This is a genomic window from Streptomyces sp. NPDC053665 (assembly GCF_055585285.1).
This window is the reverse complement of record NZ_JBVJKK010000006.1, coordinates 407589-429107: the sequence shown is the minus strand read 5'-3', so window position 1 is coordinate 429107 and position 21519 is coordinate 407589. Positions and strand designations below refer to the sequence as shown.

General features: G+C 72.8%; 21 protein-coding genes. 11 read left to right on the top strand and 10 right to left on the bottom strand.

The window, feature by feature from the left end; all coding sequences use genetic code 11:
- Positions 1 to 66 precede the first annotated feature (66 nt).
- Entirely contained in the window at positions 67 to 1194 is a 1128-nt protein-coding gene (locus ACZ6ZN_RS25255) for an 8-amino-7-oxononanoate synthase (RefSeq protein WP_469649655.1), read from the top strand.
- A 141-nt stretch (positions 1195 to 1335) separates the two neighbouring features.
- On the opposite strand, the gene ACZ6ZN_RS25250 is transcribed toward ACZ6ZN_RS25255, so the two are convergent.
- Positions 1336 to 1566, bottom strand: a complete 231-nt coding sequence (locus tag ACZ6ZN_RS25250; protein WP_469649653.1) for a DUF397 domain-containing protein — start codon at positions 1564 to 1566, stop codon at positions 1336 to 1338.
- A gap of 9 nt (positions 1567 to 1575) precedes the next feature.
- Positions 1576 to 2436 (bottom strand): helix-turn-helix domain-containing protein, encoded by an 861-nt coding sequence (locus tag ACZ6ZN_RS25245; RefSeq protein ID WP_398108590.1) that lies wholly within the window; start codon positions 2434 to 2436, stop codon positions 1576 to 1578.
- Positions 2437 to 2650: 214 nt separating this feature from the next.
- On the opposite strand from ACZ6ZN_RS25245, the gene ACZ6ZN_RS25240 reads away from it, so the two are divergent.
- The gene (locus ACZ6ZN_RS25240; protein WP_469649650.1) at positions 2651 to 3109 is read left to right on the top strand and encodes an ATP-binding protein; all 459 of its coding nucleotides are present in this window, start codon (positions 2651 to 2653) and stop codon (positions 3107 to 3109) included.
- Between the two features lie 337 nt (positions 3110 to 3446).
- Here ACZ6ZN_RS25240 and ACZ6ZN_RS25235 read toward each other — a convergent pair whose 3' ends face one another.
- Positions 3447 to 3920, bottom strand: a complete 474-nt coding sequence (locus ACZ6ZN_RS25235) for a C40 family peptidase (protein WP_333929876.1) — start codon at positions 3918 to 3920, stop codon at positions 3447 to 3449.
- A 1135-nt stretch (positions 3921 to 5055) separates the two neighbouring features.
- On the bottom strand, positions 5056 to 6048 hold the full coding sequence (locus ACZ6ZN_RS25230) for an ABC transporter permease (RefSeq protein WP_469649646.1): 993 nt from the start codon (positions 6046 to 6048) through the stop codon (positions 5056 to 5058).
- Positions 6049 to 6167: 119 nt separating this feature from the next.
- On the opposite strand from ACZ6ZN_RS25230, the gene ACZ6ZN_RS25225 reads away from it, so the two are divergent.
- From ACZ6ZN_RS25225 to ACZ6ZN_RS25190, 8 genes are all read left to right on the top strand, one after another.
- Entirely contained in the window at positions 6168 to 6815 is a 648-nt protein-coding gene (locus tag ACZ6ZN_RS25225) for a TetR/AcrR family transcriptional regulator (protein ID WP_469649644.1), read from the top strand.
- 110 nt (positions 6816 to 6925) lie between these two features.
- Positions 6926 to 7228: an urease subunit gamma gene (locus tag ACZ6ZN_RS25220; RefSeq protein WP_398108586.1), complete on the top strand. Its 303-nt coding sequence runs from the start codon at positions 6926 to 6928 to the stop codon at positions 7226 to 7228.
- A 12-nt stretch (positions 7229 to 7240) separates the two neighbouring features.
- On the top strand, positions 7241 to 7552 hold the full coding sequence (locus ACZ6ZN_RS25215; RefSeq protein WP_398108585.1) for an urease subunit beta: 312 nt from the start codon (positions 7241 to 7243) through the stop codon (positions 7550 to 7552).
- A complete protein-coding gene (locus tag ACZ6ZN_RS25210; protein ID WP_469649641.1) occupies positions 7545 to 9266 on the top strand; it encodes an urease subunit alpha in 1722 nt (573 codons plus the stop codon). The genes ACZ6ZN_RS25215 and ACZ6ZN_RS25210 overlap by 8 nt, the downstream gene beginning before the upstream one ends.
- Before the next feature lie 17 nt (positions 9267 to 9283).
- A complete protein-coding gene (locus ACZ6ZN_RS25205; protein WP_469649638.1) occupies positions 9284 to 9958 on the top strand; it encodes an urease accessory protein UreF in 675 nt (224 codons plus the stop codon).
- A 154-nt stretch (positions 9959 to 10112) separates the two neighbouring features.
- The gene (gene ureG / locus ACZ6ZN_RS25200) at positions 10113 to 10790 is read left to right on the top strand and encodes an urease accessory protein UreG (protein ID WP_469649636.1); all 678 of its coding nucleotides are present in this window, start codon (positions 10113 to 10115) and stop codon (positions 10788 to 10790) included.
- On the top strand, positions 10778 to 11551 hold the full coding sequence (locus ACZ6ZN_RS25195; RefSeq protein ID WP_469649633.1) for an urease accessory protein UreD: 774 nt from the start codon (positions 10778 to 10780) through the stop codon (positions 11549 to 11551). The genes ureG and ACZ6ZN_RS25195 overlap by 13 nt, the downstream gene beginning before the upstream one ends.
- 146 nt (positions 11552 to 11697) lie before the next feature.
- Positions 11698 to 13290, top strand: a complete 1593-nt coding sequence (locus ACZ6ZN_RS25190) for an alpha/beta hydrolase (RefSeq protein ID WP_398108580.1) — start codon at positions 11698 to 11700, stop codon at positions 13288 to 13290.
- A gap of 66 nt (positions 13291 to 13356) precedes the next feature.
- Here ACZ6ZN_RS25190 and ACZ6ZN_RS25185 read toward each other — a convergent pair whose 3' ends face one another.
- Positions 13357 to 14073 (bottom strand): lysophospholipid acyltransferase family protein, encoded by a 717-nt coding sequence (locus ACZ6ZN_RS25185; protein ID WP_398108579.1) that lies wholly within the window; start codon positions 14071 to 14073, stop codon positions 13357 to 13359.
- Positions 14074 to 14318: 245 nt separating this feature from the next.
- Between ACZ6ZN_RS25185 and ACZ6ZN_RS25180 the strand changes: the two genes are divergently transcribed.
- Positions 14319 to 14774, top strand: a complete 456-nt coding sequence (locus ACZ6ZN_RS25180) for an RpiB/LacA/LacB family sugar-phosphate isomerase (RefSeq protein ID WP_469649629.1) — start codon at positions 14319 to 14321, stop codon at positions 14772 to 14774.
- Here ACZ6ZN_RS25180 and ACZ6ZN_RS25175 read toward each other — a convergent pair whose 3' ends face one another.
- The 5 genes from ACZ6ZN_RS25175 to ACZ6ZN_RS25155 all read right to left on the bottom strand — a co-directional run bounded on the left by ACZ6ZN_RS25175 (position 14775) and on the right by ACZ6ZN_RS25155 (position 21470).
- Positions 14775 to 16016: a PP2C family protein-serine/threonine phosphatase gene (locus ACZ6ZN_RS25175; protein WP_469649626.1), complete on the bottom strand. Its 1242-nt coding sequence runs from the start codon at positions 16014 to 16016 to the stop codon at positions 14775 to 14777.
- A gap of 67 nt (positions 16017 to 16083) precedes the next feature.
- Positions 16084 to 18543, bottom strand: a complete 2460-nt coding sequence (locus tag ACZ6ZN_RS25170) for a SpoIIE family protein phosphatase (RefSeq protein WP_469649623.1) — start codon at positions 18541 to 18543, stop codon at positions 16084 to 16086.
- Positions 18544 to 18754: 211 nt separating this feature from the next.
- Entirely contained in the window at positions 18755 to 19990 is a 1236-nt protein-coding gene (gene rocD, locus ACZ6ZN_RS25165; protein ID WP_398108575.1) for an ornithine--oxo-acid transaminase, read from the bottom strand.
- Positions 19987 to 20826: a dimethylargininase gene (gene ddaH, locus ACZ6ZN_RS25160; RefSeq protein WP_398108574.1), complete on the bottom strand. Its 840-nt coding sequence runs from the start codon at positions 20824 to 20826 to the stop codon at positions 19987 to 19989. The genes rocD and ddaH overlap by 4 nt, the downstream gene beginning before the upstream one ends.
- 158 nt (positions 20827 to 20984) lie before the next feature.
- A complete protein-coding gene (locus ACZ6ZN_RS25155; protein ID WP_369198548.1) occupies positions 20985 to 21470 on the bottom strand; it encodes an Lrp/AsnC family transcriptional regulator in 486 nt (161 codons plus the stop codon).
- Positions 21471 to 21519 lie beyond the last annotated feature (49 nt).

The following is a 21519-nucleotide window of genomic DNA, read 5'->3' as shown; positions in this document are numbered from 1 at the left end:
ACTGTGACCCGCTGGTCGTCCCGCTAGTGTCTGTGCACTGCCTACAAATCCCGCGGAGGACCACCCATGGCGTTCGGCTGGCTCGACGAGCAGGCGCAGCGGCGCCGCAGCGCCGGACTCGTCCGGACGCTGCGCCCCCGCCCGGCCGATTCGCCCCTCCTCGATCTCGCGAGCAACGACTACCTCGGACTGGCCCACCATCCCGAGGTGGCCGAGGGGGCGGCCCGGGCGGCCCGGGTCTGGGGCGGCGGCGCCACCGGCTCCCGGCTCGTCACCGGCACCACCGAACTGCACGCCGAGCTGGAAGGCGAACTGGCCGATTTCTGCGGCTACGAGGCGGCTCTGGTCTTCTCCTCGGGATACGCCGCGAACCTCGCCGCCGTCACCGCGCTGGCCCCGCACGGCTCGCTGATCGTCTCCGACGCCGGCAACCACGCCTCGCTCATCGACGGCTGCCGGCTGGCCCGCGGCGCGACCCAGGTCGCCGCGCACGCCGAACCGGAGGCGGTGCGCAAGGCACTGAGGACACACGACGGACCCGCGATCGCCGTCTCCGACACCGTCTTCTCGGTCGACGGCGACGCCGCCCCGCTCACGGAACTGGCCCACGTCTGCCGCGAGCACGGCGCCGGACTCGTCGTCGACGACGCCCACGGCCTGGGCGTCCTGGGGGAGGGCGGCCGGGGTGCGCCCCACGCGGCGGGGCTCGCGGGCGCCGAGGACGTCGTCACGACGGTCACCCTCTCGAAGTCGCTCGGCAGCCAGGGCGGAGCCGTCCTGGGTCCCGCGCGGGTCGTCGACCATCTCGTCAACGCGGCGCGGACGTTCATCTTCGACACAGGCCTGGCCCCCGCCGCGGCCGGGGCGGCCCTGTCGGCGCTGCGGCTGCTGCGCCGCGAGCCCGAACGGGCCGCCCGGGCCCGGGAGGTGGCGGGCGAACTCCACGCACGCCTGAGCGCCGCGGGTCTGGAGGCGGTACGCCCCGACGCCGCGGTGGTCTCGGTGCGGGCGCCCTCGGCCGAGGACGCGGTGCGCTGGGCGGCCGAATGCCGCGCGGCGGGCCTGGCCGTGGGCTGCTTCCGTCCTCCCTCCGTGCCCGACGGCATCTCCCGGCTCAGGCTGACCGCCCGCGCGGACTTGACCGGTGAACAGATCGAACGCGCTGTACGAGTGATCGGCGAGACGCGACCATGAGTCGGCGTGACACGGCCGTGCGTCGGCACGATGACGGACTGATCGGACGGGGGACGGGCCTCTTCAGCGGCTGAGGCAGCTGACGCAGCGCCTGAAGCGGCTGATCAAAAGGGCTTCACAGACGGGCTTCACAGACGGGCTTCACAGACGGTCCAGGCCGGCGGTGAACCCCGCCCAGCTCCGCGGTGAGAAGAGCAGCGCGGGCCCGTCCGGGGCCTTGGAGTCGCGCACGGCGAGCAGTCCGGCCCACGGCGGGGCGTCCGGACGCGCGGTCTCGACGCAGTTGTTCGCGCCGGTGCTGTAGCTGCTGCGCAGCCACCGCACACCGTGCAGTGCGCGGCTCGAGGGGACATGACGAGGCAGTGCACGCATGGTGCCTCCTTATGCGCCGGTGGATGTCCCGGCGATGAAATCCAACGAATCCTCGGGCGAAAGGGCGTGGATCAAAAGGGAGTTGAAGGCCTCCGTGTAGGCCCGGAGGTCTTCTTTCCGTTCGAGGTAGAGGCTACTCGTCAAGTGGTCGAGAACAACCACGTCCAGATCAGAAGTGCTCGAAAATGACAAGATAACGAAAGGTCCGGTCACCCCGATATGTGCACCGGCGGCGAACGGCAGAACCTGAAGCCGTACGTGGGGCAGCCGCGCCGCCTCCACCAGTCGCTCCCGTTGCCGGGCCATGACCCCCGGGCCGCCCACCTCCCGGCGCAGCACCGCCTCGTCCAGGACGGCGCTCAACTCCAGCGGCGGATCCGCGCGCAGCACGTCCTGCCGGGCGAGGCGCACCTCCACGAGGGTGTCGAGCCGGTCCTCCGGCACGTTCCCCACCGCCGCCCTGGTCACCGCACGGGCGTACTCGGGCGTCTGGAGCAGGCCGGGGACGACGGTGGTCTCCAGCGTGCGCATCGCGGTGGCCTGGGACTCCAGACTGATGAAGTCCCGGTAGGTCGGGGGCAGCACACCGCGGTAGGCGTGCCACCAGTGGTGCCGCCCGCCACCGTCGTCCGAACCCGCCAACACCGCGAGCAGTTCGCGCAGTTGGGAATCGGCCACGCCGTAGGCGTCGAGCAGTAACCGCACGTCGGCCGGTTTCACCCCGCTCGTGCCGGTCTCGATCCGGCTGACCTTGGACTGGTGCCAGCCCACCAGCCGGGCCGCCTCACCGCTGGTCAGCCCCGCCGACGTGCGCAGGGCGCGCAGTTCGGCGCCCAGTTTCCGGCGGCGCACCGCGGGACCGTGCTGCATGTGCTTCTCCTTACTCCTTCCGGACCACCCATATACGGTCTCGCGTCGCAGAGTTCACCGCTTCGGGCGACAGATATATGCATATCTTGGTGGATCGCCGTCCTTCGGGGGTGTTCTGGTGGCACTCTGGCGACGGAAGCACCAGTCCGGGACCGTACTCGAACCATCCGCGTGGTGTCGGACCGCGGTGCCGTGGGAAAGGGACGACGTCGCCATGGCAGACCATCTGGAAGCATCCGTCACTCTGCCGAGCGATCCCGCTTCGGTCCCCGCGGCGCGCGCCTATGTGGTGGGCACGCTGGCGGAGTGGGGCCTGCCGGCCGACACGGAGGTGTCCGACACCGTCCGGCTGATCATCTCCGAACTGGCCACCAACGCCGTCCAGCACACCTTCGGCCAGTCGCCCACGTTCACGGTGGACGTCGTGCTCGACCGTGACGAGCATCTGCGCATCGGCGTCACCGACAGCCATCCGCGCCTTCCCAGGCGCCTGCCCGCCGCGGTCCAGCAGGACAACGGGCGCGGCCTGGTCATCATCCGGTGGCTGACCGCGGAATGCGGCGGCAAGCTGCGCATCCGGCCGACCCGCGAGGGCGGCAAGACCATCACGATCGAACTGCCCTGGATCATCCCGGCCCAGCCGGTACCGTCCCGGGGACCTCAGGAACCCTAGAACTCCGACGGACCTCCGCGGACAGCCCCTGATCACCCTTCGTTCGGCCCCCGGGACCCCTTCCCGCTCGGCGATGCCTGGCCGGGGCCTCCGTGCGCGCTCTGAGGGAGCCGGGCTGGTGGCCCCACTCGCCGCGATCCCGGCCTTGCGGCCCATGGTCACGTCCACCACCACCAGCAGGGCCGAGCCGCTGAAGGCGAAAGCGCGCGGTGAGGGCCAGCGACGGCAGGAAGGGGATCTGCACGTCCGTCTGGGTGACCTCACGGGTATCCGTCGGAGCCGCCTTCACGCCCACGGCGTGCGGCGGCGCGTCAGGACGCCGCCGCACGCCGGGCGGTCACTTCACGCGCCCGTACCAGACACTCTTGGTCCAGATCTTCTGCAGTCGCACCACGTCCCCGGTCTTGGGGGAGTGCCACAGCTTGTTCTTACCCGCGTAGATACCGACGTGGTACACGTTCTTGCCCGAGTGGAAGAAGACCAGGTCCCCGGCCTTGCGGCTCTTGGCGGAGATGTGGCGCGTCTTGTTGTACTGCTGGGCGGCCGTGCGCGGCAGCTTCTTGCCCGCCTTCTTGAACGAGTACAGCGTCAGCCCGGAGCAGTCGAACCGGTGCGGACCGGTGGCCCCGTACTTGTACGGCGATCCCTTCTTCGAGGCCGCGATCTGGAGTGCCTTGGTCGCCGGGGTGGCTGCCGCGGCCTCGGACGAGAAGCCGGGCGCCACTATCGAGCCGCCGACGGCGGCGATGGTGAGAGCCGAGGCCGTACCGGCACGGGCCATGAGCGACGGGACACGATTGAGCGCAGTCATGCGCAACCCTTCGTCAGCCGCCTGTGAAGGATGACCTGTCGGATTCGGGCTGGCGAAGTTGCCCGGCCGCTGACGCGGCTTCACCCCAAGGGCTGCTCGGACCCGGTCATGGCGTGACCGTCCCGGCGACCCGTCGTGCTTGGGTCCTCCACTCCTGCCGATCCACTCCTGTCGACCGGTCATCCGGGCGGCGGCAGGACTCGGCGTCCGCCCGGATCGCCCCGCCGCTGTGGCGGGGGCTTGTCGTCAGTCAGGGATCTTGACTCATGGCTGTCCCGAAATCCCAACGGAACCGAGGATTTGTGTTGTTACTCACCACTCACCCGTTCGGGTGGACACGTCTGTGTTCGAGCCACCGTCCACCCCGTCGTGGACGGTCCGACCAGGGATGGAATGTCCAATTCCGCCCCGCGGCCAGGCCCGTTGCGCAACTTCAGCCACCCGAAGTCCGGACGCGTGTCTACTCCGAACAGGGGTACGCCATTTTGTCGGTTTCGGCTCGGAGCCGGACGCTCCGCCGGTCGGCGTGTTCCGGGTGGTGCACCCCCCCTCAACTGGCGGACCGCGGCGGAAGGGTGACCCGGGCGGTGCGCGGCTCGCCGTCCCGCACGCGTCGGAACGCGGTCCGGCGTGGCGCCGCGCGAGTCCGTCTTCCCCCGTTGGTGCATCAGGGTGAGCGCGACACGCCGAGTTGGCCCGTCCGAGGAGGTCGACGACGCCGAGGTAACGACCGATCAGCTCAGCCTTCCCGAGCGGCGGGGCCGGTTCCCGCCCGGCCCTCCCTCGCCCGCCCTCGCTCGCCCTCGACCGGGTCGGCTCCTCCACCCGCACCAGGGGATCACTGGCCGCCCGCTCACCGGCCGCCCGCTCACCGGCTCGGCCGGCCCGGCTGACGGAGCACCAGGAGCGCGCCGGGAGCACGGCGCGTCGGCAGGCCAGGGCGGGCAGTCGCATCGGTACCTGCGGTCGCGGGCGGCCCTTCCCCGGCGAAGGTCGTCGCGCCCCCGCAAGAACCCCCGCAGGGGTCCGGTGCCGGACTCCGTAGGAGCACGGCAGGACCGTGCACCCCCGTCCGCTACAGCGGGGATGCACGGTCGTCAGGGTGCCGTCGCCCGGCGACGGCCGTCGCCGGCGGTCAGCCGACCGTTGCGAGGTCGCGCCGCTCCTCGGCGGGGGCGCCGCCCTTCTTGCGGGCGCGCAGGGTGCCGCCGAGCAGGACGGCCCCCAGTCCCAGCGCCGCCCACCAGGCCAGAGTGAGCGCCGGCCCGGTTGCCGCGGCGCCGTCGAAGTAGGACACCGAGCGCAGCAGCGCCGTACCCGCGCCCGGCGGCAGCCACTGGCCGATGGCCCCGGCCGGCTCCGGGAGCATCTGCGGGGCCGAGGTGGCTCCGGAGAAGGGGTTGCCCAGCAGCATCACCAGGGCCGCCCCGAGTCCTGTGCCGGCGGGGCCGATCAGGGCAGCGAGACCCGCGACGGCCGCGCCGACGGCCAGGGTGGACAGACCGAGCGCCGAGGCCTCCACCCACCAGTCGCCGGCGAGGGCGCCGAGCCAGCTGTCCGCGATCCCGGCGGCGACCGCACCCACCGCGGCGGACACCGCGAGCAGTGCCGTCACGGCGCGGACGCCGCGCAGCCCCAGCAAAGTGACCGCCGCGCCGGCCGCGATCCCGGCCAGGGCGAGCGGGAGCACGGCGGCGTTCAGCACCGCGCCGCGGGGATCGCTCGCAGGGGTGGGCACCACGTCGACCGTCCGCACCGGGGTGCCCTCGGCGGAGGACTGCCGGGCCACGGCCTGTTGCAGGAACTGGGCGACGGCCGGCCCGGCCGCGGAGGCCGTGAGCAGCTCGGGCCCCTGGGGCGTCACCACGATCGCGCCGTAGACGCTCCGGTCCTCGATGGCGTCGCGGGCGGCTGCCTCGTCGGCGTAGCGGTGGATCTCGAAAGCTCCCTCGTGCTGCTGGAGCTGCCGTTCGGCCTGGGCCGCCGCGGCGGGCGGTCCGGCGACGCCCAGCGGCAGATCGCGGGGGGCCGTGCGGGAGGCCGGCCAGGCGAAGGCCCACAGGGCCAGGGCGGCGACGACGGGCACGAGGACGACGACCGCGATCAGCGGGCGGGCTCGGGAGGACATGAGGGTCTCCTGGAGGGAGAGGTCTGGACTAAAAAGAAGGATCGTTCGTTTTGCTGTCTCCACCGTCCTCCCGGGGTGCGTCCTTGTCAAGAATGAATATTCGTTTTACGTTAGGGGCCATGGCCCGCGTGTCCCAGGAACACCTCGACGCCCGCCGCCGCCAGATCCTCGACGGCGCCGCGCTCTGCTTCGCCCGCAACGGCTTCCACGCCACCTCCATGCAGGACGTGCTGAAGGAGGTCGACCTCTCGGCGGGTGCGGTGTACCGCTACTTCAGCGGCAAGGAGGAGCTGATCGGCGCGATCGTGACCGAGGTCCTCGGCTCGGTCCGGGACGCCTTCGAGGAGGCGGCCCGTCAGGCCCCGCCCCCGCCGCCCGACGAACTCGTCGCCTCCGTGCTCGGCAGGACGCTCGGCGCCCGGGAGTCCCTCGTCGTGGACGGCAGGCCCGCCTTCCCCCGGCTCGTGATCCAGGTGTGGACGGAGACCCTGCGCAACGAGGAGCTGGCGGCCCTGCTCCGGGAGGGCTACGGCTCGGTCCGCGCGTCCTGGGGCAGGATCGTCCAGGCCTACCAGGAGGCCGGGATGATGCGGGCGGACGTCGAGCCGGACGACGTGGCCCGCACGATGATCGCCTCCGTGCTCGGCTTCATCGCCCAGCAGTCCCTGTTCGGCCCGGCCCCGGTGGAGATCCTGCGGGACGGACTGCGGGCGCTGATGAGCATGGAGGGCCGGTCCGCCGCCGCCGGCGGAGTGCCACGCGGTTAACGCACCCGAAACGCGGCCCCACTAGCCTGCCGCGCACGCCACCCGGCTCGTCGCCCCGTGGCGGCGGCCACCGGACCCCGCACGGTCCGGAGCGAGGACTGAGGTGGGACGTGCAGCTGACCCCGCACGAACAGGAGCGTCTGCTCATCCATGTGGCGGCCGACGTGGCGCGGAAGCGCCGGGACCGCGGCCTGCGACTCAACCACCCCGAGGCGGTCGCCCTGATCACGTCGCACCTCCTGGAGGGGGCCCGTGACGGGCGCACCGTCGCGGAGTTGATGTCCTCCGGCCGCCAACTGCTCACCAGGGACGACGTCATGGAGGGCATCGCGGAGATGATCCACGACGTCCAGGTCGAGGCCACCTTCCCGGACGGCACCAAGCTCGTCACCGTCCACGACCCGATCGTCTGACGGGGTACCGCAGTGATTCCTGGAGAGATCCTGTTCGCCGACGGGCCGATCGTGTGCAATTCCGGCCGCGAGGTCACCCGGCTCACCGTCCTCAACGCCGCCGACCGCCCCGTCCAGGTCGGCTCCCACTACCACTTCGCGGAAGCCAACCCCGGTCTGGAGTTCGACCGCGTCGCGGCGCGCGGCAAGCGGCTGAACGTCGCCGCCGGGACGGCCGTGCGCTTCGAGCCCGGCATCCCCGTCGAGGTCGAACTCGTCCCGCTCGCCGGGGCCCGGATCGTGCCCGGCCTGCGCGGCCGGACGGGAGGTCCCCTCGATGCCTGAGCTCTCGCGTGCCGCCTACGCCGACCTGTTCGGCCCGACGACCGGTGACCGGATCCGCCTGGCGGACACCGACCTGCTGGTGGAGATCGAGGAGGACCGCTCCGGCGGGCCCGGACGCGCCGGGGACGAGGCCGTGTTCGGCGGCGGGAAGGTCATCCGCGAGTCCATGGGCCAGGCCCGTGCCACCCGGGCGGAGGGCACGCCGGACACCGTCGTCACCGGCGCGGTGATCGTCGACCACTGGGGGATCGTCAAGGCCGACGTGGGCATCCGCGACGGCCGGATCACCGGCATCGGCAAGGCCGGCAACCCCGACACCATGGACGGGGTCCACCCCGAGCTGGTCATCGGCCCGGAGACCGAGATCATCTCCGGCAACGGACGCATCCTCACCGCCGGTGCCATCGACGCCCATGTCCACTTCATCTGCCCGCAGATCGCCGACGAGGCCCTCGCGTCGGGCATCACGACCCTCGTCGGCGGCGGCACCGGCCCGGCCGAGGGCTCCAAGGCCACCACCGTCACACCCGGCCCCTGGCACCTGGCGCGGATGCTGGAGGCGATGGAGGCCCACCCGCTCAACATCGGCCTGCTCGGCAAGGGCAACACCGTCTCCCACGAGGCGATGCTGTCGCAGATCCGGGGCGGCGCGCTCGGCCTGAAGCTCCACGAGGACTGGGGTTCCACCCCGGCCGTCATCGACGCCACGCTGACCGTCGCCGAGCGGACCGGCATCCAGGTCGCCATCCACACGGACACCCTCAACGAGGCCGGCTTCGTCGGCGACACGCTCGCCGCGATCGCCGGGCGCGGCATCCACGCCTACCACACCGAGGGCGCCGGGGGCGGCCACGCGCCGGACATCATGACCGTGGTGTCCGAGCCGCACGTGCTGCCCAGTTCCACCAACCCCACCCGGCCGTTCACCGTGAACACCGCCGAGGAACACCTCGACATGCTGATGGTGTGCCACCACCTCAACCCGGCCGTGCCGGAGGACCTGGCCTTCGCCGAGTCGCGCATCCGGCCGTCCACCATCGGGGCCGAGGACGTGCTGCACGACCTCGGTGCCATCTCGATCATCTCCTCCGACTCCCAGGCGATGGGACGCGTCGGGGAGGTCGTCCTGCGCACCTGGCAGACGGCCCATGCGATGAAGCTGCGCCGGGGTGCGCTGCCCGGGGACGGGCGGGCCGACAACCACCGCGTACGCCGTTACGTCGCCAAGTACACGATCAACCCCGCCCTCGCCCAGGGCCTCGCCCGCGAGATCGGCTCGGTGGAGACCGGCAAGCTGGCCGATCTGGTGCTGTGGGAACCGGCGTTCTTCGGAGTCAAGCCGCTGCTCGTGCTCAAGGGCGGGCAGATCGCGTACGCGCAGATGGGCGACGCGAACGCCTCCATCCCCACCCCGCAGCCGATCCTGCCGCGTCCGATGTTCGGGGCGATCGGCCGGGCGCCCGCCGCCAACTCCGTCAACTTCGTCGCGCCCCTCGCCCTCGACGACGGCCTGCCCGAACGGCTCGGCCTCGGGAAGCGTTTCGTGCCGATCGAGTCCACCCGCGGCGTCACCAAGGCCGACATGCGGGAGAACGACGCCCGGCCCGACGTGCGGATCGACCCCGACAGCTTCGCCGTGCACATCGACGGCCGACCGGTCGAGGCCGCGCCCGCGGCGGAACTGCCCATGGCCCAGCGCTACTTCCTCTTCTGACGGCCAGGGGTGATCCCATGTCGCGTGCGACGCTGCTGATCCTGGCCGACGGGCGGTTCCCGGCCGGCGGCCACGCCCACTCCGGTGGCGCCGAGGCGGCCGTCGGCGCCGGGCGCATCACCGGGGCGGCGAGCCTCGGGGAGTTCTGCCGGGGACGGCTGCACACGGCGGGCCTGACGGCGGCCGGGCTGGCCGCGGCTGCCGCGCTCGGGCTCGACGCGGTCGCGCTGGACCGTGCGGCGGACGCCCGTACGCCCTCACCCGCGCTGCGGACCGCCGCGCGGAAGCTGGGACGGCAGTTGCTGCGGGCCGCGCGGACCACCTGGCCCTCCCGGGAACTCGACGCACTCGCCCGGGAGTTCCCCAAGGGCGCGCATCAGCCGGTGGTGCTGGGCCTGGCCGCCCGGGCGGCCGGCCTCGGACCGGCCGACGCCGCGTACTGCGCCGCGTACGAGAGCGTGAGCGGACCCGCGGCGGCGACCGTGCGCCTGCTGAGCCTGGACCCCTTCGACGCGACGGGCGTCCTCGCCCGGCTCGCGCCGGAGATGGACCTCGTCGCCGGCCGGGCGGTGGAGGCGGCGCGCCGAGCCGTCGAGGACGGGACCGACGCACTGCCCGCCGGGTCGGCGCCACTGCTGGAGACGGGGGCACAAGCGCACGCGGCGTGGGGAACGCGGCTGTTCGCCTCCTAGCCTCCCCGGCACCCCGGCACCCCGGCACCCCGGCACCCCGTCAATCCGCCGACTCGCCGACCCGATCGCCCCTCCGGACCACCCGCCCCCCACCGAACCACCCGCACCCGTCGGGCCAGCCGCACCGAACGGGCCACACGGCAGGAGCCGCACCATGCACCTCGACCACACCCACGACGGCCCGGCCGTTGTCGGCGCCGACGCCCTGCGTCCCGACGGCCGCCGCCGTGCCCTGCGCATCGGGCTCGGTGGGCCCGTCGGATCGGGCAAGACCGCCACCGTGGCCGCACTGTGCCGGGCGTTGCGCGACGAACTGTCCCTGGCCGTCGTCACCAACGACATCTACACCCGCGAGGACGCCGAGTTCCTGCTGCGGGAGGCCGTGCTACCACCCGAGCGGATCACCGCGGTGGAGACGGGTGCCTGCCCGCACACCGCGATCCGGGACGACATCTCCGCGAACCTGGAGGCCGTGGAGGACCTGGAGGACGAGGCCGGCCCGCTGGACCTGGTGCTCGTCGAGTCCGGTGGGGACAACCTCACGGCGACCTTCTCCAAGGGACTCGTCGACGCGCAGATCTTCGTCATCGACGTGGCCGGGGGTGACGACATCCCGCGCAAGGGAGGACCGGGCGTCACCACCGCCGACCTGCTCGTCGTCAACAAGACCGACCTCGCCCCGCACGTGGGATCCGATCTGGCCCGGATGGCCGCCGACGCCAAGGCGCAGCGGGGTGAACTCCCCGTCGTCCTCCAGTCGTTGAGCGGTGAGGCCGGGGTGGCCGAAGTCGCCGCCTGGGTGCGGGACCGGCTCGCCGCGTGGACGGCGTGACCACGTACGGCACGGGGGTGCGGTCCGTCGCACGGATCGTCGCCCGCGACGACGGGCGGGGCGGGACCGCGCTGCCCGTCCTGGAGAGCGACGGCCCCCTGGCCCTGCGCCGCACCCGCTCGGCCGGTTCCGAGGCCCGGGTCGTGCTGGTGGGCGCCATGAGCGGGCCGCTGGGCGGGGACCACTTCACCGTGGAGGGCCACGTGGAGGAGGGCGCCCGCCTGACCGTGGAGTCGGCGGCCGCCACCCTCGCACTGCCCGGGCAGAGCGGGGACGAAGCCCGCTACGACGTCCGGCTGTCCGTCGCCGACCGGGGCGAACTGCACTGGCTGCCCCAGCAGTTGATCTCCGTGCGCGGCAGCGGCCTGCGCGTCACCACCCGGGCCGACCTGGCGCCCACCGCGAGACTCGTGCTGCGCGAGGAGCAGGTGCTGGGACGCGCGGGGGAGCAGCCCGGGCGGTTGTCGAGCCGGCTGACCGTGCGGGTCGCCGAACGCGTCGTGCTCGACCAGGAACTGGCCTGCGGACCCGGCGCGCCCGGCGGTTGGGACGGCCCGGCCGTACTCGCCGGCCATCGCGCGGTCGGCCAGCTCGTCGTCGTCCGCCCGGAGTTCGCCACGCGGCCGGTGACGGCACGGATGCTGGGGGAGACGGCCTGCCTCATGCCGCTCGCCGGCCCCGCCGCGCTGGTCAGCGCCCTGGCACCGGACGCGTTGCGCCTGCGGCGCGTGCTCGACGAGGCGTTGCTGCTCCTCTCCTAGACGGGCCACGTCCGTACAGCAGCACGACTTCTCCGTTTATCGGATTGGCAAAGAAGGGCGGCCGCCCCTGTTCCCGGACACCTCGCAACCGCGAGGATCCCCCGTACTGATCGCAACGATGTACGGGGAGGTCCCCCTTGAGGGGTATGAGACCGACAAGGCGTATGACGGCGCTCGGTTCGGCCGGTGCGCTCGTCACGGCCACGCTGATAGCCGGCGCCGTCGCGGCGCCCACGGCCAACGCCAGCGCGGGCAGCGGGCACGGCCAGGACCGTGAGGCGCGTGGAGCCGCCATTGCCGCCGCCCGGGCCGCGAAGACCGGCATCGACTGGCAGGACTGCCCCGCCGACTGGAACCTGGCCAAGCCGATCCAGTGCGGGTACGTCACCGTGCCGCTCGACTACGCCAAGCCGTACGGCAAGCAGATCAAGCTCGCCGTGGACCGCATCGGCAACACCGGCACGAAGGCCGAACGGCAGGGTGCGCTCCTCTACAACCCCGGCGGCCCCGGCGGCTCCGGACTGCGCTTCCCGGCCCGCGTCACGTCCAAGAACCCGATCTGGGCCAACGCGGCCAAGGCGTACGACTTCGTGGGCTTCGACCCGCGCGGCGTCGGCCGGTCCACGCCCATCTCCTGTGTCGACCCGCAGGAGTTCGTCAAGGCGCCCAAGGCCGACCCGGTGCCCGACTCCGAGGCCGACAAGCGCGCCCAGCGCAAGCTGGCCCGCGAGTACGCCGAGGGCTGCCAGGAGCGCAGCGGCTGGATGCTGCCGCACATGACCACGCCGAACACCGCGCGCGACCTCGACGTCATCCGCGCCGCCCTCGGCGAGAAGAAGCTCAACTACCTGGGCGTCTCGTACGGCACCTACCTCGGCGCCGTCTACGGCACGCTCTTCCCGGGCCACGTGCGCCGCATGGTCGTCGACAGCGTCGTCAACCCCTCCCGCGAGAAGATCTGGTACCAGGCCAACCTGGACCAGGACGTCGCGTTCGAGGGCCGCTGGAAGGACTGGCAGGACTGGGTCGCCGAGAACGACGCGACCTACCACCTGGGCGACACCCGCGCCGAGGTCCAGCAGCAGTACCTGAAGCTGCGTGCCACCGCGAAGAAGAACCCGATCGGCGGGGTCGTGGGCCCGGCCGAGCTCATCTCCTTCTTCCAGAGCGCCCCCTACTACGACTCCTCCTGGGCACCGGTCGCCTCGGTCTTCAGCAAGTACGTCGCCGGAGACACCCAGGCGCTCGTCGACGCCGCCGCCCCCGACCTGTCGGACACGGTCGGCAACGCCTCCTCGGAGAACGGCAACGCCGTGTACACGGCAGTGGAGTGCGCCGACGCCAAGTGGCCCACCAGTTGGCAGAAGTGGAACCGCGACAACACGCGGCTCCACAAGGACCACCCGTTCATGACGTGGGCCAACGCCTGGATGAACCTGCCGTGCGCCACCTGGCCGGCCAAGCAGCAGACGCCGCTGAACGTCCGGACGGGCAAGGGCCTGCCCGGCGTGCTCATCGTCCAGTCCGAGCGTGACGCCGCCACCCCGTACGAGGGCGCCGTCGAACTGCACAAGCGGTTCAAGGGCTCGCGCCTGATCACGGAGAAGGACGCCGGCTCCCACGGCGTGACCGGGCTGACCAACCCGTGCATCAACACGCGGGTCGACGCCTACCTGCTCACCGGCAAGCTGGACGGCGCGGACGTGACGTGCGCGCCGCACGCCACGCCGAAGCCGTAGCGGACCGAACGACGTGGGGCGGCCGGACCTCCGGCCGCCCCACACCCATGCCGCGGACGGCGGAGGTCAGCTCTGGGGCGACCGCCGGAACCTGCGCTGCCGGGCGGCGGCCGCCTCGGCCTTCACGTCGGCCGCGTACCGGTCGACGTACTCCTGCTCGGACAGCGCCAGGATCGCGTACATGATCTCGTCGGTGATCGCCCGCAGCACCGCCTTCTCGTTCTCCATGCCCTCGTAGCGGGAGAAGTCCAGGGGCTCGCCGAAGCGGATCGCCACCGGGTGCAGGCGGGGGACGACCTTGCCGGGCGGCTGGGCCTCGAAGGTGCCGATCATCGCGCAGGGCACGACCGGCACGCCGGCCTTGAGCGCCATCACCGCCACCCCGACCTTGCCCTTGTAGAGCCGCCCGTCGTGCGAGCGGGTGCCCTCGGGGTAGATGCCGAGCAACTCGCCCTTGCCCAGCACGCCGAGACCCTCGCGGATCGCGGCCTGGCCCGCGTCCTTCCCGGAGCGGTCGACGGGGATCTGCCCGGCGCTGCGGAAGAAGAACGCCGTCAGGCGGCCCTTGACGCCCGGGCCGGTGAAGTACTCGGCCTTGGCGAGGAAGGTGATGCGCCGCTTCAGGATCGCGGGCATCAGGAAGTGGTCCGAGAACGACAGGTGGTTGCCGGCGACGATGGCCGCGCCCTCCGCCGGAACGTGCTCCAGACCCTCGATCCTCGGCCGGAAGACCAGTCTCAGCAGCGGACCCAGCAGCACGTATTTCAGCAGGTAGTAGAACAAAGCGGGCGCCCTTCGACTCTCGCGGGGGACTCAACCACCGCGTTCCAGCAGGTCAACCGGCATGTCGTGGGGTGCCAGTGTAGGTGCAGGCGCGGCCGCCGGACACCAGGTCCGACAGGTCCGCGCCGATCCTCCGCCGATCGACCGGCGGTCCCCGGGGTGAGGGGCGAGCCGCCCCGTCCGATGCCGCCGCTCGGCTGCGCGGCCGGTGCCGTGCGGGGGGAGCGCCGAGTAGTCTGCCGGACATGCGCATCTCTGTTTCCTCGGACATGGACGAGCCCGTGGCCCGGGCCCTCGTGGACGCGCTGCGCGAGCGGGGCCACGAGGTGCGGACGCACGGGGCGCTGCGCCCCGGCGACGATCCGCAATGGGCGGTGTGCTCCGAGGCCGCGGCCCGGGAGGTCGCCGAGGGGACGGCGGACCAGGCCGTGGTGTGCTGCTGGACCGGCACGGGAGCCTCGATCGCCGCGAACAAGGTGCCCGGCGTGCGGGCCGCCCTGTGCACGGACGCCTACTCCGCCGACGGGGCCCGGCGCTGGAACGACGCCAACGTGCTCGCGCTGAGCCTGCGCCTGACGTCCGGGCCGCTGCTCGGCGAGATCCTGGACGCCTGGTTCGCCGGCGAGCCCAGCGCGGACCCGGAGGACCGCCAGAACGTGGACCGCGTGCGGCTGCTCGACCACGGCAAGGCCCGGCTGTAGTCACAGCCGCACGACGATGAGGGCGGTGTCGTCGGTGGCGCCGCCGGGCGGCAGCAGCTCCATCAGGACGGTGTCGGCCAGCAGTTCGGGGTCCAGGGCGCGGTGCCGGCGCAGGGCGTCGGCGAGGCGTTCCAGGCCGGTGTCGATGTCCTCGCGCCGGCGTTCGACGAGCCCGTCCGTGTAGAGCACGAGCGTCGCGCCCGCCGTGAACACCGTCTCCGCCTGCGGCCGGGGGATGGGGTCGGGGCGTGCGTCGAGCGGTGTGTCCGTGGCCCGGTCCAGGAACTCCGTGCGGCCGTCGGGGTGGACCAGCACGGGCGGCGGATGACCGGCGCTGCTGTAGGTGATGGTCCGCCGGTCGAAGTCGATGAAGGTCGTCACCGCCGTCGCCGACTCGGCGCCGTCGACGACGTGCGCGTACCGCCCCAGCACGTCCAGGGCCTGCGCCGGCCCCTCCGCGACCCGGGACGCCGCGCTCAGCGCGCTGCGCAGCTGGCCCATCACCCCGGCGGCCCCCAGGCCGTGCCCGACGACGTCGCCGACGGACACCCCGGTGCGGTGACCGCCGACCAGGTCCACCAGGTCGTACCAGTCCCCGCACACGTTGAGCGCCCCGACGGCGGGCCGGTAGCGGACGGCGGCCCGGTGGTCGTGCCGGGTCTGCGGCCCGGCGGGCAGCATGGCCTCCTGGAGGGCCAGCGCCACCTCCCGCTCCCGCGAGTGCGCCAGACGCAACCGCTCGTTGAGCTCCTGCAGTTCACGGGCGCGGGTGTAGAGCTCGGCCTCCAGCACCCGGGCGCGGCCGTCGCCGTGGCCGTCGGAGCGGCCCCGGGCCCGGATCAGCTCCGTGATCTCCTCGACGCGGTGCACGACGAGCACCACGCGTCCGTCGGGGCCCGGTACCGGCGTGTTCACCGGGCTCCAGTAGCGCTCCTGCCACTTCCCGGAGTGCGGCGGATCCTCCACGTCGTAGCGCTGGAGGGCCATGGCGTCCCGCTCGCCGGTCGCCAGGACGCGGTACAGCGACGCCTGGAGGTTGCGCACGCCCGTCGCCTGCGGATCGTGGGGGTTGTCGGGGAAGACGTCGAAGAGATAGCGGCCGACCAGTTGCTCGCGGGTGCGGCCGGAGACCCGGACGAACTCCGCGTTGACGTCCGCGTACACGAGGTCGGGCGTCAGCAGGGCCACCATGCCGGGCAGGGACTGGAAGACCGCGGAGAAATCGATCGCCGTTTCCGTCATGGCCGCCGCCTCACTGCTGCCGGAATCACCCCAGTTTCGCACGGCCTGGACCGTCCTCGCCCGGGCGTCAGTCCGCGAGCTCCGTGAGGGACTGCTCGGCCCAGATGATCTTCCCGTCGGCGACGAAGCGCGTGCCCCACCGCTGGGTGAGCTGGGAGACCAGCAGCAGACCGCGCCCGCCCTCGTCCGTCGTGCGCGGGTGCCGCAGGTGGGGGGCGGTGGCACCGCCGTCGAACACCTCGCACACCAGGGTGCGCTCGCGGATCAGGCGGAGCCGGATCGTGCCGGTGGCGTACCGGATGGCGTTGGTGACCAGCTCGCTCACCACGAGCTCCGTCGTGAAGGCCAGCTCGTCCAGGCCCCAGCGGGCCAGCTGCCGGGTGGCCGTGCGACGGGCCTCGGCGACGACGGCCGGGTCCGAGGGCAGCTCCCAGTCGGCGACCTGATCACTGCCGAGACGTTTCGTCCGGGCCATGAGCAGGGCCACGTCGTCGTAGGGGCGCGCCGGCACCAGCGCGTCCACCACGGCGCGGCAGGACGTCTCCAGCGGCCCGCCGTGCTCAAGTGCCCGGCGCAGCCGCTCGCGTCCGGCGTCGACCGCCCAGGCCTCGCCCCGGGCGAGCAGTCCGTCGGTGTGCAGGGCGAGCGTGCTGCCCTCGTCGAGCGGCATCGCGACCGCCTCGAACGGCGGGCCGCCTACCCCGAGCGGCGGTCCCTGCGGGAGATCGGCGAACACCACCGAGCCGTCGGGCCGGACCACGGCCGGTGCGGGATGCCCGGCCGCGGCCATCGCACAGCCGCCGTCGACCGGGTCGTAGACGACGTACAGGCACCCCGCGCCCACGCACAGCGAGCCCGCCGACCCCGCCGCGCCCGGCTCGGCGCCGTCCTCCCGCGCCGTGCGGGCCACCAGGTCGTCGAGGTGCGCCAGCACTTCCTCGGGCGGCAGGTCCAGTGCCGCCAGGGTCCGCACGGCGGTCCGCAGCTGCCCCATGGCCGCGGCGGCGTCGATGCCGTGCCCGGGCACCTCGCCCACGACGAGCGCCACCCGGGCACCGGACAGCGGGATCAGGTCGTACCAGTCGCCCCCGAGGCCGGTCAGCTCGTCCGCCGGCCGGTAGCAGGCGGCCACGTCGACCGCGCCCTGCTCGGGCAGGCGGTGGGGCAGGAGACTGCGCTGGAGCACGAGCGCGGCGTCCCGCTCACGGGTGTAGCGGCGGGCGTTGTCCACGCAGACGGCCGCCCGAGTGACGAGGTCCTCCGCCAGCCGCAGATCCCCCTCGTCGAAGGACTCCCGGCGGTTGCGGCGGAAGAAGGTGGTGACGCCGAGCGTGATGCCGCGCGACCGGAGCGGCACGGTCAGCACGCTGTGCAGGCCCAGTTCCCGGAACGTGGCAGGCCGGCCGCTCGGGACGTCCGTGGTCCAGTCCCTGGCCTGCGGGTCGATCCGCTCCCCGAGCCAGGACCGGCCGGTGGCCAGACAGCGCACCGGGGGCGTGCCGGGCCGGAACTCCACGACCTCGCCGATCGCGATGACGGCCTCCACCAGGTCCTCCTGCGCGGACCGGAAGCCGGCGCGGCGCAGCGCCACCGGCTCCCCGGTGTCCGCGAGCGGCCCGGGAGCCGGTTCGGCACCCCCGAGGACCGACTCCAGCAGGTCCACGGAGACGAAGTCGGCCAGGCCCGGCACGGCCACGTCGGCCAGTTCCTGTGCGGTGCGGTTGAGGTCGAGGGTGCGGCCGATGCTCTCCCCGGCCCGGTCCAGCAGCGCCAGGCGCTGGCGGGCGCGGTGCCGCTCGGTCATGTCGACGACCGTGTAGTAGACGCCTATCGGCCGCCCCTGGTCGTCCTCGAGGCGGCTGAAGGACAGCATGTGCGCCGTCTCGCGCAGCGGCGCCGACCGCACGCGGCCGACGTGCTCGTACCCGACGACCGCCTCGCCCGTCTCCAGCACGTGCCGCATCTGCGCCTCGACCGCCTGGGCGTCCATGCCGGGCTGGACGTCCGCGAATCGCAGGCCGAGCCGGCTCGCCGCCGGTCCGCCGCCGAACTGCTCGAGAGCGGTGTTGGACCACACGAAGCGCAGGTCCGTGTCGACGATCGCGATGCCGACCGGCGCGTCGGCCACCATCTGCTCCAGCACCGTGCGGCTCATGTCCCAGCCGGTCGCGCCGGCCAGCTCCGACAGCAGCACCAGCCAGCGCGGGGCCCCCTGGGCCTCCTCGGCGGAGGCGATGCGGGCCGCGACCCTCACCCGCCGCCCGTCCTTGCGCCGGGCCGTCAGCAGCCCGGCCCAGCCGCCGTCCCTGCGGCACCGCTCCACCAGGTCCGGTACGCGCTGCGCGTCCTCGGCGACCAGCAGATCGGCCAGCTTCCTGCCGACCGCCTCCGCCGCCGGGTACGCCAGCAGCCGCCGGGCGTCGCCCGTCCAGCCCGTCACCACGCCCCGGGAATCGAGCAACAGGGGCGCGGCATCGGCCACGTCGAACCGATGCCGGGCAACGCCGGACTCCTCGTGTGCGCCCACGGCCGACCTCTCTGTCGCTGAGAGTGGTCTACCACCTCTTGCCCCAATCTTCACCCTTCCGGCGCCAGGGGGCGGCCCGGGAGGGTCCGGTCGGGGCCCGCGCCACCTCCGGCGGGGGAGCCCCTGGCCCCGCGGTAGCCCCGACAGGGTGCCCGCCGGGCCGCCCGGGCGGCCGGGGAGGGACAGGAAGGCGGCCCTCCCCGGCCGGGTCTCATCCCAGGGCCTTCTCCAGCGCCGCGAGGGCGCCCGTGAGCTCCTCCGCCGTGATGGTCAGCGGCGGGGCCAGACGGATCGTCGAGCCGTGGGTGTCCTTGGCCAGGACGCCTTCGCGCATCAGGCGCTCGCTGATCTCGCGGCCGGTGCCGAGCGCCGGGTCCACGTCGACGCCCGCCCACAGGCCGCGGGAGCGGAAGCCGACCACGCCCTTGCCGACCAGGCCGGTCAGACCGTCGCGCAGGACCTCGCCCAGCTCCGTGGCCCGGCGCTGGAACTCGCCCGTCTCCAGCAGCTCGACCACTGCCGTGCCGACGGCGGCCGCCAGCGGGTTACCGCCGAAGGTCGAGCCGTGCTCACCGGGGTGCAGCACCCCGAGCACCTCACGCCGTCCGACCACCGCCGACACCGGCACGATGCCGCCGCCCAGCGCCTTGCCCAGGAGCAGCACGTCCGGCACCACCGACTCGTGCGCGACCGCCAGCGTCCTGCCCGTCCGGCCCAGGCCGGACTGGATCTCGTCGGCGATGAACAGGCACCCCTTGCGCCGGGTCAGCTCGCGCACGCCGGCCAGATAGCCGTCGTCGGGGACGATGACGCCCGCCTCGCCCTGGATCGGCTCGATCAGCACCGCCGCCGTCGTCTCGTCGACGGCCTCCTCCATCGCCGCCAGGTCGTTGTACGGCACGACCCGGAACCCCGGCGTGAACGGCCCGAAGCCGGCCCGTGCCGTCTCATCCGTGGAGAAGCTGACGATCGTCGTCGTACGGCCGTGGAAGTTGTCCGCCGCGACGACGATCGTCGCCCGGCCCTCCGGGACGCCCTTGACGTCGTAGGCCCACTTGCGGGCCACCTTGACGCCGCTCTCCACCGCCTCCGCGCCGGTGTTCATCGGCAGCACCATGTCCATGCCGGTGAGCCCCGCCAGCCGTTCCGCGAAGGCGGCGAGCCGGTCGTTGTGGAAGGCGCGCGAGGTGAGGGTCAGCCGGTCGAGCTGGCGGTGGGCCGCCTCGATCAGCGCCGGGTGCCGGTGACCGAAGTTGAGGGCCGAGTAACCGGCCAGCATGTCGAGGTAGCGCCGGCCCTCGACGTCCTCCACCCATGTGCCCTCGGCCCGGGCCACGACGACGGGCAGCGGATGGTAGTTGTGCGCCAGGACCGGCTCCTCGGCGCGGATCAGCTCCTCGGAGCCACGGGTCCCGGGCGAGTCCTGGGCGCGGACGGGTGCGGTCATGAGCGGTTCTCCCGGATCTCCTGGGTGCAGCACTTGATGCCGCCACCGGCCTTCTGGAACTCGGACAGGTCGACGGGGACCGGGACGTAACCGCGGTCGGCCAGCTGCGCGGCCAGTCCCGACGCCCCGGGCGAGACGAACACGTGGCGTCCGTCGGACACGGAGTTGAGCCCGAAGGCCATCGCGTCCTCCCGGGTGGCGAGCACCGCGTCCGGGTACATCCGGGCCAGCACCTCGCGGCTGCCCGGCGAGAACGCCTCCGGGTAGTAGACGATGTTCCCGTCGCGCCCGTCGTGCCCGTCGTCGAGGACGAACAGCGCCGTGTCCAGGTGGTAGAAGTACGGGTCCACCAGCGTCAGGCTCACCACCGGCACACCGAAGTACTCCTGCACCTCGCTGTGGGCCTCCCGCGTGGTGCGGAAGCCCGTCCCGGCCAGGATCCACCGGCCGGCCGGCACCAGGTCGCCCTCGCCCTCGCACACCGACTCCGGGTGGTAGACCTCGTAGCCCTCCGTCTTGAACCACGCCTCGTAGGGCACGGACTCGGGACGGCGCTCGGGGGCGTGGAACAGCGAGCCGAAGACGCGGCCGTCGACGACGACCGCGGCGTTCGCGGCGAAGACCATGTCGGGCAGACCGGGCACGGGTTTCACGATGTCCACGGTATGGCCGTGGGCGCGGTAGGTGTCGACCAGCGTCTGCCACTGGTCCAGGGCGCGGAGGACGTCGACGGGTTCGTCGGGGTGCATCCACGGGTTGATCGCGTACTGCACGGCGAAGTGTCTGGGCTCGCAGACGAGATAGCGCCGCCGGCGCGGCACACGGGAGTCGGGCACGAAGGGGTCCCTCCGCTTCCTCACGGTCCGTAATGGGTGGTGGACACAACGGTAGGAATCAAGAGCCGGGCCCGACAAGAAACATTGCTTGCGCGTCGACGCACGAATGCTGCGTCTTCAGGCTGGTCAGCGCACGCCTGCTGCGCCGGCCGGCCGGGCTACTCGGGTGCCGGCTGACTGGCTCCCGCCTCGGGACTCTCCGGCAGCAGATGCGACAGCACCATCACGCTGATCGTCTTCCGGATGAACGGTTCCTGGCGGATGCGCTCCAGCACCTCCTCGAAGTGCTCCACGTCCCGCGCCCGCACGTGCAGCAGCGCGTCCGCGCCGCCCGTGACGGTCATCGCCGCGGCGATCTCCGGATAGTCCCGCACGACCTCCGCCAGCCGCCGCGGGGGCGCCGCGCCCTCGCAGTACACCTCGACGTAGGCCTCCGTGCGCCAGCCCAGCGCGGACGGCTTGACCGTGGCCGAGAACCCGGTGATCACGCCCGTCTCGCGCAACCGGTCGACCCGGCGCTTGACGGCGGTGGCCGACAGCCCGATCGCCGTACCGATCTCGGCGAACGACGTCCTCGCGTTCGCCATCAACGCGGTGATGATCTTCCGGTCGAGTTCGTCGAACGGCGCGGACCTGCTGTTCATGCGGGCACTGTATCCACCGCCGCCCCGGTGCGCCCCCGGCCCGGCGCGG